Source organism: Thiothrix sp. (assembly GCF_028714775.1).
GTDB lineage: Bacteria > Pseudomonadota > Gammaproteobacteria > Thiotrichales > Thiotrichaceae > Thiothrix.
Genome location: NZ_JAQTLS010000003.1, coordinates 109,898 through 129,964 on the forward strand (window position 1 = coordinate 109,898; position 20,067 = coordinate 129,964).

Here is a 20,067-nt window from a genome sequence, read left to right on the forward strand (position 1 = left end):
CCCGACTAATAAAGCCGGGAGAATCGCGTGCTATCCGTAAATCACGCATTTTCAGCGGGTTTCAATCCACTCCCGACTAATAAAGCCGGGAGAATCAAATAAAGACAGCATCGCCCCCTCTTCACTCCCGTTTCAATCCACTCCCGACTAATAAAGCCGGGAGAATGAAGGGCAGCATCACCTACATGCAAGCCGCCCAAGGTTTCAATCCACTCCCGACTAATAAAGCCGGGAGAATCGGTTGCGGGTAGCGGCGTTGTCCACGCGCTCCACGTTTCAATCCACTCCCGACTAATAAAGCCGGGAGAATATCCAACTACCCTTGTTGACGAGCGTTCCCATCACCGGTTTCAATCCACTCCCGACTAATAAAGCCGGGAGAATCGCGCCGTCACCAACCCCTACGCTGACCAACTGGCGTTTCAATCCACTCCCGACTAATAAAGCCGGGAGAATAATGTCCTCGCTGATCCCGCCGCTACTGATGCCGGTTTCAATCCACTCCCGACTAATAAAGCCGGGAGAATGAGTAACAATATTCGCTGGAGGTGTGCTGTACGGGTTTCAATCCACTCCCGACTAATAAAGCCGGGAGAATTTGTCGCTGCCATTGATAATGTCCCGCGAGGCGATGTTTCAATCCACTCCCGACTAATAAAGCCGGGAGAATCTGGGGATTCTGGGACTGGGAGGCGAATCTCGGTGTTTCAATCCACTCCCGACTAATAAAGCCGGGAGAATGCCTTGAGGTTACGCGGTCTGTGTGGTATCAGCGGGGGTTTCAATCCACTCCCGACTAATAAAGCCGGGAGAATTATTTATTACAAGCTTTTCATTATCAAGAGAAAATGTTTCAATCCACTCCCGACTAATAAAGCCGGGAGAATAGTTGGACAAACTTACGTTGACTTTGCAGCAGGCTGTTTCAATCCACTCCCGACTAATAAAGCCGGGAGAATAGTACAAACGCGGCATACGAGACGCGCTGCTCAATGTTTCAATCCACTCCCGACTAATAAAGCCGGGAGAATTGACGATACCCGGCTCTTTGATGCGTAGACGCAGGTTTCAATCCACTCCCGACTAATAAAGCCGGGAGAATTGACGATACCCGGCTCTTTGATGCGTAGACGCAGGTTTCAATCCACTCCCGACTAATAAAGCCGGGAGAATATTTCTGCGGCCTGCGCATTGCGGGTCATACTGGCGTTTCAATCCACTCCCGACTAATAAAGCCGGGAGAATACTTATATCTCATAAGCGTATGTTTTTCTATGTCGGTTTCAATCCACTCCCGACTAATAAAGCCGGGAGAATGCTGTTTTCATGATTTCGATGTCGGCTTTTCCGCTGTTTCAATCCACTCCCGACTAATAAAGCCGGGAGAATGATAGTGGTCATTTGCAAGCTGCGCCGTTTGATGTTTCAATCCACTCCCGACTAATAAAGCCGGGAGAATCAAGTGTCATGCGCCGATTTGACAGTGAGCGGGCTGTTTCAATCCACTCCCGACTAATAAAGCCGGGAGAATTTCGATGGTGGCTTTTATCTGCCCAAGTGTGATTTGTTTCAATCCACTCCCGACTAATAAAGCCGGGAGAATGTTTTGTCACATCACAAACTAGCCACATCGAGCGCGTTTCAATCCACTCCCGACTAATAAAGCCGGGAGAATGAGTTCTTGTGTTTGGATGCGGTACACGAGACGGGTTTCAATCCACTCCCGACTAATAAAGCCGGGAGAATGCCATACAGCCTGATTCGCAGAAAATCGGCAAGATGTTTCAATCCACTCCCGACTAATAAAGCCGGGAGAATCTCAAGCAGTACGATTGGCTGCTTGAGCAGGTTATTGTTTCAATCCACTCCCGACTAATAAAGCCGGGAGAATCAAATTCAAGACCGCATTCAAACGACCAGTTTTTGTTTCAATCCACTCCCGACTAATAAAGCCGGGAGAATGCATGGTGGCCTACCGCCGCAACCCGCAAGTGTTGTTTCAATCCACTCCCGACTAATAAAGCCGGGAGAATCTATATAAAGCATAATTATATAATTATATTATACAGTTTCAATCCACTCCCGACTAATAAAGCCGGGAGAATGTGGATAGATGCACATTGCCTTGCAGGTACTTTTTGTTTCAATCCACTCCCGACTAATAAAGCCGGGAGAATCCCATATCACCGCAATACCCCGGAGTGGCACGAGTGGTTTCAATCCACTCCCGACTAATAAAGCCGGGAGAATCCTGTCACGAAAATCATCATAGCTATAATTGGCAGCAGTTTCAATCCACTCCCGACTAATAAAGCCGGGAGAATTCTGAGGTTATTTATGGCTGTTTTTGTGGATGATATGTTTCAATCCACTCCCGACTAATAAAGCCGGGAGAATCCTACTCAGCGAGGCAGGACACGGGACAACAAACGTTTCAATCCACTCCCGACTAATAAAGCCGGGAGAATTGCCCAGATGTAAGGGCGTAAAATACAAGAGATTTTTGGCGAGTTTGCGCGAACCGATAAGGCGGGAATGTGAAGGATGGTTCGCGGCGAGGGTTCATTGTTTCGTTCCAAGTAGAATCAACAGGTTGCGATTCCGCGAACACCTCGGCAAATTCGCCATTGCTTAGGGTTCGCGTCTCGAAGGTTTACCTTGATAATTATAGCATATTCACATCTAAATCATAATGTTACATCAAGATTTAGTTTAAGCTGTAGTCAATTGGAAGCACTGTTCCTGTCCATTTCTTCATCCTGAGAATCCCAGTTCAGACAACCTCACAGGATCAATGGTGCGTCAAAGTCAGTGGCACGAAACTTACCGAACTCCTTCACGTTTTTGGTCAGCGGCTCAGTCAGTCGGTAAATACGCAGGTTATCTTCCGCCATGTCGATTTCTTTCAACAAAGCATCTTGCAGGATTTCTAGCGTCATCGTATCCACCTTGCACTCAAACACCGACTTCTGCACCCGCTGCCCGTAGTTCTGGCACACCTTCGCCACGCGCCGCAAACGCTTACGCCCCGCTGCCTCCAAGGTCGAAACGTCATAACTCACCAATATCAACATGGAGATTTTCTCATTTGTTAAGGAACGGGACGTATGCCTCTACATCCCCACGCAGATACCGCGCCAACATCCGCGCTTGCAGCAACGGCAACAAACCGATTTCCACCTGCGCCTCCAACACCGGATGCTGCAATGTCTCCTTCTTGCGTTCCTGATACGCCATGATCACGGTTTTGCGCCCGGTGTCATTCAGCATCACCGCACCACCGGGGCGAAAATCAAAATCCTTTTGGCGCAATTGCCCGCGATTGATCAACGTCAACGCCAAGCGATCACCCAGCACGGCGCGGAATTCTTCCACCAAATCCAACGCCAACGCAGGGCGACCGGGGCGCACCACATGGAAAAACCCCAACTGCGGATCAAGCCCCACCGTCTCCAACGCGCTGCGGCAATCATTCAGCAACAACGCATACAAAAACGAAATCAACGCATTTACCGTATCTTTTGGCGGACGGCGGCTACGCCCCTTGTACTCAAACTCCTCGCGCATCTGCGGCTTAATCATGGTATTGAATTGCTCGAAATACACCCGTGCCGCATCACCTTCCAAACCCAACACCGACGCGGCGGATTCCGCATGAGCCAAATTGCGCAAGTTAATTGCCAGCGACTTCGCCGCTCTTACCAACTGCGTTTTCGCCGCTTCATCCTTGCTATCCCGCGCACTGCGCAACAACACATTGCGGCTATTGCGCAACTTGCCCGCAATGAATGCCTTACTCACTTCCAGCGCGGTTTCCACTTTGTCAGCAGCGCGGAACTGCGCCTGCCGTAACAAAATATTGCCATTCACCGGGCCTTCCACCCGCGCCTGAAAGCGCCCGTGTTCGTTCAACCACACGATGCTGCGCCCATCATCCATACAACGCGCCATCAATGCCGGACTCATGTTCACCCGCCCAAGACACACAATCGCGCCCAAATGATGCAGCGGAACTTGGTGTTTTTTCACCTTCTCCACCGACAGCACCAGCGTTTCACCCTCTAACCGTAGGTACGCCCCTTCGGTAGACACATACAAGGTATTGAGTAATTGTTTCACGCTTCCCCGTCGTCCTCCGCATCATACAAGGTATCGTGCAAACGGCGGATTCGCGCCCGATTGCCCGTCAAATCTGGCTGGCAGCTATCCTGCAACGAACACTCCTTGCACAAAGCACGCTCATCCACTGGCGACGGCATCTGCCCCGACTCCAGCAACGCCCGCACCTTCGCAATCAAACCAATGGTGAATTCACGCAACTCTGGCGTAATCGGTACAACGCGGCGGCGACGGCTTTTATGGTGGAAAATCGCACCTTCCGGCACTGCCTTGCCCGTCATTTCCTCCAAACACAACGCCTGCCCGACCAATTGCACATCATCGTGTGTCTTCTTTTGGCGCGAACCCTGCTTGTATTCGATGGGGTAAGGCGTGCCGTCATCAAGAAACTCCACTGCGTCCGCCCTACCCGTCAGCCCATACTGCTCGCTGTACAAAGGCAAAGAACGCTCCACCCGCACCCCATATTCTGTGCCACTTTCGCCACTATCCACCCGTTCATGCGCCAGATTGCCGCGTACCGTATGCACATTGTCAGTAAACGTCTGTTCCTGATGGATCAGCGCACACTGGCGCGGGCAATAGCTGTAGTGTTGCAGCGCGGAGAGCATGATGGGGAGGAGTGGTTCAGACATTGGGTAGTAACAGGTTCTCAAAGGGTTGACGGCTTTTCCAGCGATAACAATCGAAATCGCGCTGGTCAGTGGAGAGAACTCGACCATGCCCCAAGGCTTCAGCCAATAACACCATCGAAGCATCTGCCAAATCCATTGGCAAATCGGCATACTTTTCCATCAATATGGCGGCATGTTGCAATTGCTCGACTTCCAATGGAAATATCACAAAATACCCCTGCGACCCCATATCCAGAAATTGTCGAACCGCCTGCATCCCGCGACGGCTCAACAACATATAACAAGCCTCGGTAATCACAGGCCACGTTGTCACCAAAGTTTGACGACAACCCGCCAAATACGTGGTTGCTTGCGTGTGAAAAGCATCATCCTTGTTGAGTAAGGCGACCCAGAATCCCGTATCAGCGATGACCGAATTTTTCATCCAGATACCCTTTCACGTACTTTTTGTAATTCACAGAACTATCTGCCGGAGCAGACATAATGCCGCCCAGCATCTGCAACAGTTTCTGATTTTTCGCTAACGCTTCGTCCTCATCTTGACGGAGTTTGGTTGCAAAATAGCTATCCAACGCCTCTTTCAAAATATCAGAACGGTTCTTCCGCTCGCGCTGCTGCACAAGCTGAAACTTGCGCTCGTAGCTATCATCCAGCCTTGCATTAATTCTCATGGCAATATCCTCATGTATGACAAGTCATACTTAAGAGTGTACCAGCTTCAACAATGTCACGCCATTTGGCAAATCAGCCTCATCCACCGTGACGGCATAATCAGCAAAACGACGCGGCACACTGTTTGTGTCTTTCAACTCCGCCTTGATACGCTCGAACAAGCTAAACGCCTGCGCATTACCCAACTTGCCTTCATGCTTGAACACATACAGCCCACGGGTCGCCATTTCACCACGCGCTGCGGAACGGTCATGCTCGAACATATTGCCCAATGCTTGCCACAACAATTCCAGATCACCCTCTGAAAAGCCTGTTTGATCGGCTAAATGTGCAGAAACGAAACCGTGCGCAACATACAAACCATAGGGCACGGTGAATTTGCGCCCCATCGTGCGGTTGTCACCATCCTGCTTTTCCGCTTCTTTCTCAGTCGCCACAGCCATACGGGTAATCGAATGCTCACTCGCAATCACCGGATCAACCGAACGGGCAAACGTAATCTGTACCGGCCCACGTACCTGCCCACAGTTCACACCCGTTGACATAACCGCGCCGAAAGTACGCACGTCAAAGAAGTTGTGGCACATCCACTGCCGTGCTTCTTCTACCTTGTCGCCGCCTTTACGTTTTTTATCGTCGCCCGCCAACAGTTCAGCGCCGCCGGGAATGGCTTGATAAGCGCGTTCGTGCTGCTTGTTCAGAATGGCTTTTTCCTTGACGTAGATTTCATAAGGCGGCTGTTCTTCTTTCAACAACCCAATGAAATTGCGGACTTTGCGTTTCAGGCTAACATCCGTCACTAAGCCTTGCCCGGTTTCCGCATCGACACGCGGCAAATTGCCTGCATCTGGGTCGCCATTAGGGTTGCCATCTTTCACATCAAACAGCAGTACGAAGTCATAACGGTTTTGCAGGCTCATAACAATTCTCCTTGTGCCCCGGTTTCAGATTCAGGTTGGGTAGTTTCGGTTTTAGTGTGTTTCTTGAAAAAATCTTGGCGCTGATGGTAGTAACCAATCGCAAAACGCCCTTGATCAGCTAATGGCAAATGGGCAGGGAAATCGACAATGCCACCCATAATCTCGCCCAACAGTTTTTCAAAATTGCTGACTCGCCCCTTGTTATCCAGCTTGCTCAAATGATGGTTTTTCAATTTCAGCAGTGTGGAAAACACCGTGACAGGTGTAGCAGAAGCCGCCCCGTAATAACGGTCACGGATGGTGGCATTGATACCGGGTTGGGCTTCTTCCTGTATTTTTTCCAGCACCGCAAACAGACGACCTAAACGGTAGCCCGTATTTGAATTTTCAAGATCAAGTGACACGGCAAGATTCTCCGTTGGATTAAGTCGGTTCAAATAGGCTTTGATCAAAGCCGCCCGTGGGTAAGTGACTTCCTGTTCTGCACGGATACGCCGCACAGCCGAAGCCAATAATGTTTGAGGGTAAGGCAAACCTTCCAGAATACAGCGGATCACATCGCCTGCCAGATTTGGCGGAACGTTTTCGGTTTTGCCCAGCAATGCAGTTGAACGTAACAGCAACCACAGCGGTAGGAATTCTGCATCACGCTCGCTATGCTCAATCCGCAAATACTCAAAATGATCAACAATCCGCTGGCTGATTTCCCGCACGGTTCCCACATGCCAAAAACGGACGCTGATTCGCGCCGCATTGGGTGCAAGTCCCAGAATAAAAAAGCGGGTTGTTTCGCCCAAAGCAGGATTGCGTCCGTATTCCTGCACAGCCTTGTACAAGGCTTTCACTGCATTAGTGTTACGATCAGGATCATCTTTATTGTTATCCGCCGCACCCCACAGCGCGGTGAAATCATCGACCAGCGTATGTTCTTGCTCAGCCCAGAAAACGGTAGAAGCATCGCCTACCTGCATCCGTTGCGTAGAATCCTTACTCAGCAAGTGATTCAACGCCGTGGTATAGGCAAACGCCGCCTCTTTACTGACTGGCGCATTGAAACTCTGACTCTTACCGTAAGAAGTGAACGCATCAAGGTTAAAGGAAATGATGTTCGCCCCAGAACTTTGCGCCCCCCACACACCTTTGATGGAGGGATGCAGGCGTTCAATCTCGGCTTGTTCACCCGTCAACAGACAAGTGGCTTTAGCGTTATCGTCACCGCATGGACTCATCAATGCCGCTTGGACTTTGCGGCTTTGACAAACCAAATGCAGTTGTCCTTGCAAACGAAACGTCAGATTAGGGTTGGTGACAGCAATCTCTTCCCATTGCGGTTGCTGCTGTAAAACTTCGGTATCCAGATTTTCCAGAAAAGCTAATACCGCAGCGATGCCTTCATCCTGTTCTGAAATAGCTAATTGGCGGATACGTTCGGCAAAAGCGGCTTGCTGTTCCTTTACCCGCTCTGGCTTGCCTTTGGTATCAATACCCAACACATATTCAGCGTTATCCCACAGCAGGTTGGCAGCAACACCGGAGGTTTTCTTTACACCTTGCGGCACACGTTCTGATTTTGCCCGCTTCTTTTTGCCATCACCTGTGCGGGTATCTTCAATCTGTGCCAATTTGCCATCAGCGGTAACTTCCAGAATGAAAGGGATTTCTTTGTACTCAAATCCGGCAGGAGCTAAAGCAGAATCCGCGTTGGCTGATTTGCGTTGGTAGTAATCGTAGAGTGCTTGCAGAATCATCCGCGTATCTCCTCGCTATCCCATGCGGGAACGTGAACCACACCATCTTGCATTTTCGCTTGAAAGAATCGTGGCATAGGGTTAGCGGTATCGACAAAATCCATGTCATACAACATCCAACCTAATTCGCGTGTTTCAGGTAAAGGCTGGGCGAGAGCAGTGTCAGCGTCAACCAAACGGAAATCACAGGAAAATTCGCGTGCCCCCAAATAAGGCTGATTGAAACACTGCCCTTTGCTGGCGCGGCGTTTGAACATTTCAGCAAACTTGACCGGATTGTTCTCCGGGTTGTTATTCAGCATTTCAAACTCAGCGTGAAGCCGGTAGCGCACATCCCGTAAAAACAAACCTGCCCGTTGTTGGCGGTCTTCCTCCACATACATGCCTAGGTTGCCTTTACCTTGCTTCATCGCTGACCTGACCGCCCCAGCAGGTACAACCCCTGAGACTTCGTTGCGGCGCAAGTTAATCCAGCGAATCGGATTCAGCACCTCAATTTTGCGGATATGCCAACGAATCGCAGGCTTCCACAAAATCGACTCGAATACGGCACGGGCGGCAGAAGGAGTGATGACATCGTAAGATACACGTTCCACCTTCATTTCCGGTCGAGTGAAGCAGGCGAAACCACCTGAAACCTCCAAACAAAAGCTCTTCATTACCGTTCTCGCCAAAATACTAAGTTTGTGAAATGGGCGCGGAGAACCCGCGCCCGTCTATCCATTCCAACAAGTTTCAAACATTGTGTTTCAATCCACACTTGCTATCAAAACAAGTGATGAGCTATCCTAGCATTAGTTTCAAATATTGTGAAGTAAAGTTATGGATTGGAAAGTCATAAAAGAGATTAGGTTACTCCTCACCTCCTTACCAGAACGCTTGGTATGGGGAATTTTGGTGTCGATAGTTGTCATCCTACTAACTCTTATCACCAAACTAACTCCTCCGGCGCAAGCTGTAGTGGATCAACCAACAGACCAAGTTTCCCATCATACAGGCCGGGGGTAGTTTGCTCGTAAATACCGGGCAAATTGGCAAGCTCACGAATATCGCCTGACTGCAACAGACGCTTTTTCACCTGTTCACGCACAGTTACGGTGTAGCGTTGCAGCTTGCGCATCAGGTTACGTTTCGGCCCGATAAATTTCAGTTGTTCAATCAGTTTTGCGCCTTCGCCGTATGTGACCAACACCGCCGACCCATCATCGTCAATCAGTCGAAAACGCTGGGCAGCCGTGCGGAACTGGATTTTCAATTCACGCGCATTCTGAGCAAGTAAATCGACAATGCCATGCTTATCCCGTGATTCTGCCCGTGCATAGAAATGTTCAAAGTAAATCTGAAAGTGCGAATGATGTAACGGCGCTTGAGAAAAACTTGGCAACGAAAGCAAAGAGCGGCTCACGGTTACAGACCGCCCCAAATGTCCCGGCAATTTGGCATTGAGTGGCGGCACGAACACAACCACCCTACCCTTATCGGCTTGTTTACCTTCACGATTACAACGCCCCGCTGCTTGTGCAATCGAATCCAGCCCCGCTAACGCTCGGTAAACCACAGGAAAATCCACATCCACGCCAGCTTCAATCAATTGCGTGCTGACCACACGCAGCACAGGTTCACCATCTTGCAAACGCTGACGAATTTCTTGCAACTTCTCAGAACGATGTTCCCCACACAAATTCGTCGTCAGATAGTAAGTTTCAGGAGGCAACAAGCGACACAGTTCCGCAGCCTGCTTCTTGGTATTGACGATAACGAGTACAGAATCCAGTTCCGCAATTTCCTCCGCTAGCGCTTCCCACGAACGTTCTGTCACCAAATCCTTTGGCAGTTCCACATTCACGCGCTCTAACGCAGTAAACAACGCTTCGGGATCAGGCATTATTTCCTTGATCTGATCTGCACCAAACCCTTTCACCACCGCTGTTCCGAAGGAGTCTTGATAGGTATGCAAGGCAGGTTGGGTTGCAGTGGAAAGCACAAACGTCACACCGTAGTGTTCCACCAAGGCTTTCATCACGCCCAGAATCGGGTTCAGGAATTCCGGTGGCAATAATTGCGCTTCATCCAACACAATGACGCTGTTTGCCAGATTGTGCAGCTTGCGGCAACGGCTGGTGTGGCTGGCAAACAGTGATTCAAACAACTGCACATTGGTGGTAACAATAATCGGCGCATCCCAGTTTTCCGTCGCTAATCGGCTTTGCGCATCTTCCCTATCGGGGTCAAGGTTGCTGTGATGTTCCACCACGCAATTACCGAAGATATGGCGGTAAATATTAGCGGTTTGTTCGATGATACTCGTGTAAGGGATGGCATAGATGATGCGCCGTTTGCCGTGCTGGATAGCATGTTCCAACGCAAAGGCCATACCAGATAATGTTTTGCCACCACCCGTTGGTACGGTCAGGGAAAAGATACCCGGTGGTTTTGCTGCTGCTTCCTGACAATCACGCAGGATTTGCGCCCGCAAACGGTTAACGGGTGTATCTGCCGCTTTCGCTGAAAATCCCATCATGTGTTGGGTGAAACGGGTAAGCAATTGGCTCAGCTCTGGATATTGCCCACGCAAATCCTGCTTTTCTGGCTGCATGAAAGCTTCAGCATCCAGAAAATCCGCATCCACAAGGCAAGAAAACAGCATCCTTATCCACAAAGCAGCGTTATCAATGCCACCCACTGGCGCAGAGGTGGGCATTTTTGTTTGCAGAATATCTTCTGGAATGGGGACTTGCAGCGCTTTATCCAGATGAACCGCGTCTTGCAAAATTTCTTCCAACGACCGCCCATTACCTGTGTCTTCCCTGACCCAATCAGGCAAACCAGAGTGATGACCTGCAATCAGGTAAGCAAGAATTTTCCCAAACAGCTTCTTTGGATTCTGATCTTGATCAATAGCATACAAAGCACCAGCAGCGGAGTGGTTAACTTTACCGGGAGAGTGATCAGTTTCAATATGGGCATTGAGTGCGATATAGCCTGTTTTATCGCTGATATAGCGCTGAAATTCAGGGTTGTATTTACCGAGATCATGCCAAATTCCAGCAACATGCGCCCAATCCTTTCCAAACAACACCGCATAGCCTGCTGCTAACTTGGCAACCTCGTGTAAATGCTCATCCAGCCAATGCTCAATCGGCTGTTCCTGTTCATCAAAACGCACATGCGCTATCGGGCGGGCTTTATTCACCGTGCTTTACCTTGCTAATGAATTCGCTGCCCAGTCTACCACCCCTACCTAGTCAAACCGTGACAAGGCAACCGTAATTCCCCAACATTTTTTGCAGTTTTTCACATACCGCTGCCCGCAATTCCGGCGGTTCCAACACCGTTACACCATCGCCAAACCGCAGGATTTCCCCAATTAGTTCGGTGGCGTGGCTGTATGGGATGCGTAACACATACGCCCCGTCCTTCCAGCCCGATTCTTGTGCATTGTGCCATGTCACGCCTTCCACCCAACGTGCTGCTTCTGGCGTAAAGCGCAATACTGCCACTGCTGCAACCCGTCCAGAAAAGATGCCAAACGTAGAAAAAAACACGTCATCCAATTCCGTTTTCGGCACTGACAGGCTATCAACTTCAAGTTGTTCGATGTTACTGATACGGTCAAGTGAATAGGGATGTAGGGTATTTTCGCGGTGGCAATACGCCCCCAAATACCAGTTGTCACGGTAATAAATCAGCAGTTGCGGCGACAGCGTGCGCAGCAGGCATTCATCGTTGGAACGCGCATGGTAAGAAACACGCAATTGCTTACGTTGCAAACACGCGCTGGCAATGATTTGGAAGTTGCTGTACTGGTGGTCGCGGCGGTTATAGGGTAACAGACGAATGTAATTCCCCAGCGTTTCAGTGCTGTTCAATCCGGTAGTTTTACTGATAATTTCACGTAGGCGGGTTTCAATCGGGGCAATTTCATCATGCAGCAATTCCGGGTCGAAGTTCCCCAATAGTTGTTGCATCGCCAATAGGCCGTAAATTTCTTGGTCATTCAACCAAAAACCGGGCAGTGAATACGCCCCCTTGTCTTTGCAGTAATGCCAACCATTGCGGAGGCGGTCATATTCGATGGGCGCATTGAAACGGTTTTGCATGGTGATGATCACCCGCCGCACCGTGCTTTCCGAACAATGCAGCGCTTCCATAAGCCGTTTAATGGAAATGGGCGACCGTGCCGAGCCCAGCAGTTTATCGAGACGGTAAATTTTGTCGATATTTTCCATCCCCGGATTATATCGCAAAACTTGTTACCTTTTCCCTCCCCGCCTGTATAAGCTATCACTGACAATACAGGAAACCGCGTGGACATTCAGCTCATCCTCCAACACATCAGCCGGGGCAACCGACAGGCGTTTGCTGCCGTGGTTGACCGCTACCAGCGCCCGCTGTTCAGCTACTTGGGGCGCATGGGTTTACCGCAGGCGATGGCGGAAGAAATTGCGCAGGAAACCTTCCTCCGCGCATGGCAAAACCTTGGGCAATATGATCCCAAACGTGCCGAATTTTCCACATGGCTGTTTACCATTGGGCGGCGGTTGGCTTTGAATGCGCTGGAACGGGCTTCCCATCGGCTGGAAGTTGGGCAGGAAGATCACCTCATCCCCGGTGAAGAAAGCGAAGACCACAACACCCCACAACCGCTGGAACGGCTGGAATTACAGCAACAGCAGCAGCGTCTGCAAGCTGCATTACGCCGCCTTCCGCTGCATGACCGCAGCGCCCTTGCCTTGGCTTACCTCCAAGGTCTTGACCTGAAAACCATCGCCGCGATTGAAAACTGTAGCGAAGCGGCGCTAAAAGTCCGTTTACACCGCGCCCGCGAACAATTACGCCACTGGCTGGAGGCTACTGATGGAACTGCATAAGCATGACGCACTCGATCAACTGTTACGCACCGACCTGTTGCAAGTGCCGAATAATTTCACCACCGAAGTCATGCAGCAGGTCAACAGCTTGCCGTTCCCGGCGAAAACCGCCAAACCGTTGGAGTGGCTGCAATGGTTGGCGCTGATCGGCGGGGTATTGGTGGGCATCGAGCAATTGGTGGCGTTCATGCTAGGCGTGTGGGCGTTGAACGCGGCAGGGTAAGCTGTAACCTTTTCCTTCCCCGCCGGTATAAACTGACAATCACAACATTAGGAACCACCCATGCAAACTTCCGAACTTCGCATCAAACGCCGCAAACCGCTGTTCGCGCTGCTGATGTCATTTGTCCTCCCCGGTTACGGGCAGCTTTATAACGGCGAGGTGAATAAGGCCATCTGGCTGTTTTTGTGCTTTGCGTTGCTGACTGTCCCAGCGGTAGCGGTGATTGCTTTGTACTTGCCGCCGGATTGGATGTTGCCCGCGTTCCTGATCGGCTTGGTGCTAGTGCTGGGGGTATGGCTGTACGGCATGGTGGATGCGTTCCGCAGCGCCCGCCGCCAACCGGATTACGTGCTGCAAGGTTGGCAACACAGCGGCATGTACGTGCTGGCGTTCCTGCTGTGCAATACCGTTGCCCTGCCACTGCTGATTGATTACGTGCGCCAACATCAGGTGGAATCGTTCAAAGTTCCGTCCGGTAGTATGGAGCCGACGGTTATGACGGGCGACATGCTGTTTGCCGACAAGCGTTACAACTGTCCGGGGTGCAAAACGGCGGTGCAGCGCGGCGATATTGCGGTTTTCACCTACCCCAATGACCGCACCAAGTATTTCATCAAACGCATCATCGGCCTGCCGGGGGATAAGCTGCAAATCAATGGCACGGATGTGTCCATTAACGGCAAATCCCTCAAAATGCAGGAAACACCCTTACCCAAGGGCACGCAAGTTACCGAAACCGACGGCAAGGCAACCTGGCAAGTGGTGTGGGTGACTGACGGCAAAAACCTGCCACAAACCGACCTGACCATCCCCGCCGGAAATATATTTGCGATGGGTGATAACCGTTCCGCCAGCAATGATTCACGCTTTTTCGGCACTGTCCCATTGCAGGATGTAGTAGGCAAAGCGCGGCAAGTGTGGCTGTCGCTCGATAACAAAGGGCAGCATGTGCGCTGGGAGCGCTCAGGGAAGGTGTTGGAGTAAGGTACTTTTGTCATTCACCCAAGCCAGCACGATGATTTTGCGCTCGGCGTGGTAGCGGAAAAACAAGCGGTATTGCTGGAAGAATTTCACCCGGAACCAGTGTTTGTATTCCGCCCCCAAAGTGTTGCCCTGCCGGTATTCCGGGCGGGTGGGGTCTTGCGGGATAACCTCGAAAATCAAACTTTTGATAACTTCCAAACGTTTTGCTGCTGACTTACGGATGTATCCCTGAGGGTCTTTCCTCCTCAAGCGCAACACATGCAGTCTCAGTGCATCATACTGATCCAAAAATAATGGGTGCATATAAATAGACCAACCATTTATGCAAATGGGAGAAAGCTCAGGCATCGTCGTCCTCATCATCTTCCAGAGGGGCGTTAATATCGCCTATTTCCACACCTGCCAACAACTCATTCAACTCATCCAACATCGCTTGTGTAACGGGAACCAGACCTTGTGGGCGCTGGGTAATGTCTTTTTCCAGAAATTGCAGGAATGAGCCGAGCGCAGGGTCTTCCGCCTTTTCATCCTCTTTTACCCGCGTCAATACCACGCTGCCATCGGCTTGGATGGTGTAATGGATTTTGTCGCGCTTACCCAATCGCAAGGCGCGGCGTACTGGCTCCGGCACAGTCGTTTGGTAACGGTCGGTCAAGGTGGACTCGGCTTCAAACACGGATATGGGCATAACAACCTCCTTGGTAGGGTAATGCAATTGCATTGTCTTGGGCGCTATCATACATCTCTAATGGGTAAAATGGCAAAATCCATGCCGCCAAGCCCTTGTTTGTGCAGTGCAATAGCCGTCTTCATCTTTACACCAGCCGCCTACTCCCGCAAACTATCGGTACAAAAAAATCGTGGTTTTTGACCACATCATGCTCACACAGTTAACGGCAACCCGATCCACTTTCATTCAAAGGCTGTCCAATGACCCGGCAAATCAAGAAGCTTCTGGTCGCCAACCGTGGCGAAATCGCAATCCGCATCCTGCGTGCTGCGGCAGAACTCAAGTTGTGTACTGTCTCCATTTACACCTATGAAGACCGTTTCTCCCCGCACCGTTACAAGGCGGACGAAGCCTACCAGATCGGCAAGGATGACGAACCGCTCAAGCCCTATCTGGATGTCGAGGAAATCATCAAGGTCGCCAAGCGCAACCATGTCGATGCCATCCACCCCGGCTACGGTTTCCTCTCCGAAAACGTGCGGTTTGCAACCCGTTGCCGTGAGGAAGGGATCATTTTCGTCGGCCCATCCCCGGAAGCGATGCAGAAACTCGGCGACAAAGTAGCCGCCAAGGAAATCGCGCTTGCCGCTGGTTTGCCTGTCATCGAAGACAGCCGCGAACCGCTGGATACGCTGGAAATTGCCCGCCGTGAAGCTGACCGCATCGGTTTCCCACTGATGATGAAAGCCGCTTCCGGTGGTGGTGGTCGTGGGATGCGCGTGTTGCGTGATGCTTCCCAGCTTGAATCGGCGTACAACGATGCACGTAACGAAGCCTTGAAAGCGTTCGGCGATGCCACCGTGTTCCTCGAAAAATACATCGACTCGCCCAAGCACATCGAAGTGCAAATCATCGGCGACACCCACGGCAACCTCGTGCACCTGTTTGAGCGCGACTGCTCAGTACAACGCCGCTTCCAAAAAGTGGTGGAAGTTGCCCCCAGCATTACCCTGAAACAAGAAACCCGTGACAAGCTGTACGAATACGCGCTGGCAATTACCCGCCACGTCAACTACTCGTGCGCCGGTACGGTCGAATTCTTGGTCGATAAAGACGAGCGCATTTACTTCATCGAAGTGAACCCGCGTGTGCAAGTCGAACACACCATCACCGAAGAAGTGACTGGCATCGACATCGTGCGTACCCAAATCCACGTTGCCGACGGACGCAAACTGTCTGACCCTGAAATCGACATCCCTTCACAGGAATCCATCACCTGCAACGGTTTTGCCGTCCAGTGCCGGATCACCACCGAAGACCCAGAAAACGGCTTCAAACCCGACTACGGCACGATCATTGCCTACCGCAGCACAGGCGGTTTCGGTATCCGTTTGGATGCGGGCGCGGCTTATCCGGGTGCGAAAATTTCCCCGTTCTTCGACTCCATGCTGGTCAAAGTCACCTCTTGGGGACGCACGCTGGAAGGCGCGATCAGCCGCAACTTGCGTGGTTTGCAGGAATTCCGTATCCGTGGGGTGAAAACCAACGTCGGCTTCCTCGAAAACGTGCTGCAACACCCGGTCTTTTCCAGCGGTAACTGCAACGTCACCTTCATCGACAACCACCCGGAACTGTTCCACACCCCGTTGCGCTTTGACCGTGGCACGAAGACGCTGAAATTCGTCGGCAATGTCATCATCAACGGCAACCCAGACGTGAAATACGTCGACCCGAACAAGCATTTCCGCAAGCCGATCATCCCTGACTTCGACAAAGTGGGCGCGTATCCAAAAGGTACCAAAAACCTGCTGGACGAAATGGGCGCGGACAAGTTCTGCCAATGGGTGAAAGACCAAAAGCACGTCATGTACACCGACACCACGCTGCGTGACGCGCACCAGTCCTTACTGGCGACCCGCGTGCGTACCGATGACATGATGAAAATCGCCGAAGGTTTCGCCAAAAACCACTCACAAATGTTCTCACTGGAACTGTGGGGCGGTGCAACTTTCGACGTGGCAATGCGCTTCCTGCACGAATGCCCGTGGGATCGTCTGCGCCAATTGCGTGAAGCCATCCCCAACATCCTGTTCCAGATGCTGTTCCGTGGCTCCAACGCCGTCGGTTACACCGCTTACCCTGACAACGTGGTGGAAGCCTTCATCGAAAAGTCGTGGGAAAATGGCATCGACGTGTTCCGCATCTTCGACTCCCTGAACTGGATCGAAGGGATGCGCAAGTCCATCCAAGTAGTGCGCGAACGTACTGGCGGGATTGCCGAAGGCACGATCTGCTACACCGGCAATGTGCTGGATAAAAGTGCCAGCAACAAATACAACCTGAACTATTACCTCGATCTGGCGAAGCAACTGGAAGATGCCGGTGCGCACATGCTGGCGGTCAAGGACATGGCAGGTTTGCTGAAACCTTACGCAGCGGAAGCCCTGATTCCGGCGCTGAAAGAAGCGGTCAGCATCCCCATCCACTTGCACACCCATGACACCGCCTCCATCCAAGCCGCCACCTTGCTGAAAGCAATTGAAGCGGGCGTGGATGTGGTCGACGGCTGCATGAGTTCCATGTCTGGCCTGACTTCACAGGTCAATCTGAACTCGCTGATTGCAGCGATGGAAGGCCAACCGCGTGAACAGCCGTTCAACCTCAAATCGCTCAATGCTTACGCGAACTATTGGGAAGACGTGCGTGAAATGTACTACCCGTTCGAGTCCGGCCTCAAGGCAGGCACGGCGGAAGTGTACAACCACGAAATTCCGGGCGGTCAGTATTCCAACCTGCGTCCACAAGCCATCGCACTGGGCTTGGAACACAAGTTCGAGGAAGTGAAGGAAAACTACGCGGTGGTCAACCGCATGTTCGGCGACATCGTGAAAGTTACCCCGTCTTCCAAAGTCGTGGGCGACATGGCGATTTACATGACCTCCAACGGCCTGACCGAAGCGGATGTCATGGAACGCGGCGCAACGCTGGCCTTCCCGGATTCCGTGCTTGACCTGTTCAAGGGCGGTTTGGGGCAGGTACCGGGCGGTTTCCCGAAAGAGCTGAGCGAGATCATCCTCAAGGGTGAAAAGCCATACACAGGCCGTCCGAACGACCACCTCAAGCCGGTGGACATGGATGCCGAATTTGAAGCCTTCAAGCAAGAGTTCGACCCGGAACAAACCTTCCTCGACTTCCTGTCGTTCAAGATGTACCCGGCGGTGTTCCGCGAGTTCTACAAGCATCAGCAGGAATACGGTGAAATCAGCCATCTGCCGACCTCGCTGTTCTTCTACGGCCTCAAGCTGAATGAAGAAGTGCTGGTCGAATTGGGGCGCGGCAAGGTGCTGATCATCCGCTTGCTGTACCGTTCGCCTGCGGACGAAAACGGCATGTGTACCGTCACCTTCGACTTCAACGGCCAAATCCGCTCGGTGCAAATCCGCGACCTGTCCGTGAAGCCAACCCGTGCCAGCAACCGCAAGGCTGTTGACCCGAACGAAATCGGTACATCACTGCAAGGCAAGCTCTCGGTCGTCATGGTCAAGGCTGGCGATGAAGTGGATCAAAACACACCACTGTTCGTCATCGAAGCGATGAAGATGGAAACCACCATCACCGCACCGAACGCTGGCAAGATCAAAAAGGTTCACCTGCACGCGGGTGAGCTGGTCGAGCAAGGCGATTTGGTCATCGAGTTCGAGTAATCCTGTAAGGTGGGTAGAGCGCAAGCGATACCCACCGTTTCACTGGCCTGCGTGATTAACGAAAAATCTTTGACTTGATGTCCGGCGCGAACTTACTCTCCCCAACCTGCCCAACGTGGGTAAAGATTTCCATACGGCTGTTTTCGTACACCACCCACACTTCCTGCGCACCTTTGGCGAGGTAAAGCTCAACCTTTTCGGCGATTTCCACCTTAGAATTGGAGGGGGAGACAATTTCAACGCACAATTCGGGCGCTTTGGGATAAGGAGTGGCATAGCCAAACTCGGCAATGAATGCGGCGGAAGCCCACGCCACATCTGCTACTTTCACACCTTCGGAGGTTTGGATGGAGCATTCGGTAATAACCTCGCCCTCTGGCTGACGCTGCCATAACGCCCCCGCGATACGCCCTTGAAACCTACCGTGACTGTTCGAGGCGGGACTCATCAACAGCTTGCCGAACTTGTTCAGCTCAATCTTAAACGGCAAGTTTTGCAGCAGCGGATTGTCGATAACTTCTGACCATTCCATGATGATCCCTCATATTTGGCAACATTGTTATGATAAGCTAACGCGGACAGAAACCCCAACCATCGCGAGGAACCCAACAATGAAAAAACCCGCCCGACTTGCGCTATTTGCCGCCATCCTGTTACTTCCCCTGCACAGCTACGCCGCCAGCTTCAACTGTAGCAAGGCAAAAACATGGTCGGAAAAAACCATTTGTAGCACCAAACAACTTTCTAACCTTGACGAACTGCTGGCAGCTTCCTTCAGCAAAGCTCTTGCCAGCACCCGTGACAAAGCCGGTTTGAAAGCCGAACAACTGGATTGGCTCACCGACGAACGTGATGTTTGCCATGACGTGGCGTGCCTGAAAAGTGCCTACACTGACCGCATTGCCACCTTGAACGAAGCCATTGCCGACGCCGAAGTAACCGATCCCGCCCCCATCGGTTGGCATGAAGTCACCGCCCAACCTAGCCTCGTCGTCCGCGACAAACCTTCCGTTACTGGCAATAAGATCGGCACTGTCCCTCACGGCGGCAAAATCAATGTACTGGAAGCAACGGGCAAAACTGACAATATCGGCGGGCGCAGTGGCACGTGGGTGAAAGTCCAATGGCAAAGCAAGCAAGGTTACGCTTTCGACGCTTTTCTGGACAAACTCTCAACCGAAAAAGCTGACACCAGCGATGCGCCGCCAGTCACCCCAACGGTAAAACCCATGACCAAACCCGTCAAAACCAGCGGTGGCAAGCGCCTGCAAGGGGTCATCAGTTCCTATGACTGCGGCGACAATTGCTACCTGACCATCACCGATGCCAAAGGCGCAGACCACATTGGCCTATGCAGCGCCCCGACCTGCGACTCATGGAATGAAGTTGCCGAAATGCCCGCCTCATTCAAAAACAAACCCGTCGAAGTCGTGATTGGCAAAGGCACACAATACGACGGCGGCGGTAACGTCATGGGCGAAATGGATGCGTTTGAGGAAGTGATTTTCCTCGAATAAACCC

At 51.7% G+C, this 20,067-nt stretch carries 18 protein-coding genes and 1 CRISPR repeat array (1 of these 19 running past the window's edge); of the genes, 5 read left to right on the top strand and 13 right to left on the bottom strand.

The genetic code is table 11. The features are described 5' to 3' along the window. A CRISPR array of direct repeats spans positions 1–2,468; the repeat unit is 37 nt; unit sequence GTTTCAATCCACTCCCGACTAATAAAGCCGGGAGAAT; it begins 229 nt to the left of the window's first position. 315 nt (positions 2,469–2,783) lie between these two features. From cas2 to PHE17_RS03495, 10 genes are all read right to left on the bottom strand, one after another. Next, the gene (gene cas2 / locus PHE17_RS03450) at positions 2,784–3,074 is read right to left on the bottom strand and encodes a CRISPR-associated endonuclease Cas2 (protein WP_301014421.1); all 291 of its coding nucleotides are present in this window, start codon (positions 3,072–3,074) and stop codon (positions 2,784–2,786) included. Between the two features lie 10 nt (positions 3,075–3,084). Next, positions 3,085–4,119 carry a type I-C CRISPR-associated endonuclease Cas1c gene (gene cas1c, locus PHE17_RS03455; protein ID WP_301014422.1) on the bottom strand — a complete coding sequence of 345 codons (1,035 nt, stop codon included), beginning with the start codon at positions 4,117–4,119 and terminating at the stop codon, positions 3,085–3,087. Further along, positions 4,116–4,754 (bottom strand): CRISPR-associated protein Cas4, encoded by a 639-nt coding sequence (cas4, locus tag PHE17_RS03460; RefSeq protein ID WP_301014423.1) that lies wholly within the window; start codon positions 4,752–4,754, stop codon positions 4,116–4,118. The genes cas1c and cas4 overlap by 4 nt, the downstream gene beginning before the upstream one ends. After that, positions 4,747–5,178, bottom strand: a complete 432-nt coding sequence (locus PHE17_RS03465; protein WP_301014424.1) for a PIN domain-containing protein — start codon at positions 5,176–5,178, stop codon at positions 4,747–4,749. Before PHE17_RS03465 ends, cas4 begins: the two co-directional genes overlap by 8 nt. Next, positions 5,156–5,425: a hypothetical protein gene (locus tag PHE17_RS03470; protein ID WP_301014425.1), complete on the bottom strand. Its 270-nt coding sequence runs from the start codon at positions 5,423–5,425 to the stop codon at positions 5,156–5,158. The genes PHE17_RS03465 and PHE17_RS03470 overlap by 23 nt, the downstream gene beginning before the upstream one ends. A 30-nt stretch (positions 5,426–5,455) precedes the next feature. Further along, the gene (gene cas7c, locus PHE17_RS03475) at positions 5,456–6,346 is read right to left on the bottom strand and encodes a type I-C CRISPR-associated protein Cas7/Csd2 (RefSeq protein WP_301014426.1); all 891 of its coding nucleotides are present in this window, start codon (positions 6,344–6,346) and stop codon (positions 5,456–5,458) included. Beyond that, entirely contained in the window at positions 6,343–8,094 is a 1,752-nt protein-coding gene (cas8c, locus tag PHE17_RS03480; protein ID WP_301014427.1) for a type I-C CRISPR-associated protein Cas8c/Csd1, read from the bottom strand. Before cas8c ends, cas7c begins: the two co-directional genes overlap by 4 nt. After that, entirely contained in the window at positions 8,091–8,753 is a 663-nt protein-coding gene (cas5c, locus tag PHE17_RS03485) for a type I-C CRISPR-associated protein Cas5c (protein ID WP_301014428.1), read from the bottom strand. The genes cas8c and cas5c overlap by 4 nt, the downstream gene beginning before the upstream one ends. A 269-nt stretch (positions 8,754–9,022) precedes the next feature. Continuing rightward, the gene (gene cas3 / locus PHE17_RS03490; RefSeq protein ID WP_301014429.1) at positions 9,023–11,287 is read right to left on the bottom strand and encodes a CRISPR-associated helicase Cas3'; all 2,265 of its coding nucleotides are present in this window, start codon (positions 11,285–11,287) and stop codon (positions 9,023–9,025) included. Between the two features lie 52 nt (positions 11,288–11,339). After that, positions 11,340–12,341 (bottom strand): transcriptional regulator, encoded by a 1,002-nt coding sequence (locus tag PHE17_RS03495; protein WP_301014430.1) that lies wholly within the window; start codon positions 12,339–12,341, stop codon positions 11,340–11,342. 60 nt (positions 12,342–12,401) lie between these two features. Here PHE17_RS03495 and PHE17_RS03500 point away from each other — a divergent pair, with 60 nt between their 5' ends. From PHE17_RS03500 to lepB, 3 genes are read left to right on the top strand one after another with little or no spacing between them, the layout of a single operon-like run. After that, complete coding sequence (locus PHE17_RS03500; protein WP_301014431.1) at positions 12,402–12,965, top strand: sigma-70 family RNA polymerase sigma factor; 564 nt, start codon at positions 12,402–12,404, stop codon at positions 12,963–12,965. Then, entirely contained in the window at positions 12,952–13,188 is a 237-nt protein-coding gene (locus PHE17_RS03505) for a hypothetical protein (RefSeq protein WP_301014432.1), read from the top strand. Before PHE17_RS03500 ends, PHE17_RS03505 begins: the two co-directional genes overlap by 14 nt. 60 nt (positions 13,189–13,248) lie before the next feature. After that, a complete protein-coding gene (gene lepB / locus PHE17_RS03510; protein ID WP_301014433.1) occupies positions 13,249–14,172 on the top strand; it encodes a signal peptidase I in 924 nt (307 codons plus the stop codon). Here lepB and PHE17_RS03515 read toward each other — a convergent pair. Beyond that, on the bottom strand, positions 14,152–14,475 hold the full coding sequence (locus tag PHE17_RS03515) for a type II toxin-antitoxin system YhaV family toxin (protein WP_301014434.1): 324 nt from the start codon (positions 14,473–14,475) through the stop codon (positions 14,152–14,154). The genes lepB and PHE17_RS03515 overlap by 21 nt on opposite strands. A gap of 37 nt (positions 14,476–14,512) precedes the next feature. Next, positions 14,513–14,860, bottom strand: coding sequence for a type II toxin-antitoxin system PrlF family antitoxin (locus PHE17_RS03520; protein WP_301014435.1), 348 nt, complete (start codon positions 14,858–14,860; stop codon positions 14,513–14,515). A 242-nt stretch (positions 14,861–15,102) separates the two neighbouring features. Here PHE17_RS03520 and PHE17_RS03525 point away from each other — a divergent pair, with 242 nt between their 5' ends. Then, the gene (locus PHE17_RS03525) at positions 15,103–18,546 is read left to right on the top strand and encodes a pyruvate carboxylase (RefSeq protein WP_301014436.1); all 3,444 of its coding nucleotides are present in this window, start codon (positions 15,103–15,105) and stop codon (positions 18,544–18,546) included. Positions 18,547–18,601: 55 nt separating this feature from the next. Here PHE17_RS03525 and PHE17_RS03530 read toward each other — a convergent pair whose 3' ends face one another. Further along, positions 18,602–19,078, bottom strand: coding sequence for a Uma2 family endonuclease (locus tag PHE17_RS03530; RefSeq protein WP_301014437.1), 477 nt, complete (start codon positions 19,076–19,078; stop codon positions 18,602–18,604). Between the two features lie 79 nt (positions 19,079–19,157). Between PHE17_RS03530 and PHE17_RS03535 the strand changes: the two genes are divergently transcribed. Beyond that, positions 19,158–20,063, top strand: coding sequence for an SH3 domain-containing protein (locus PHE17_RS03535; RefSeq protein ID WP_301014438.1), 906 nt, complete (start codon positions 19,158–19,160; stop codon positions 20,061–20,063). Positions 20,064–20,067 lie beyond the last annotated feature (4 nt).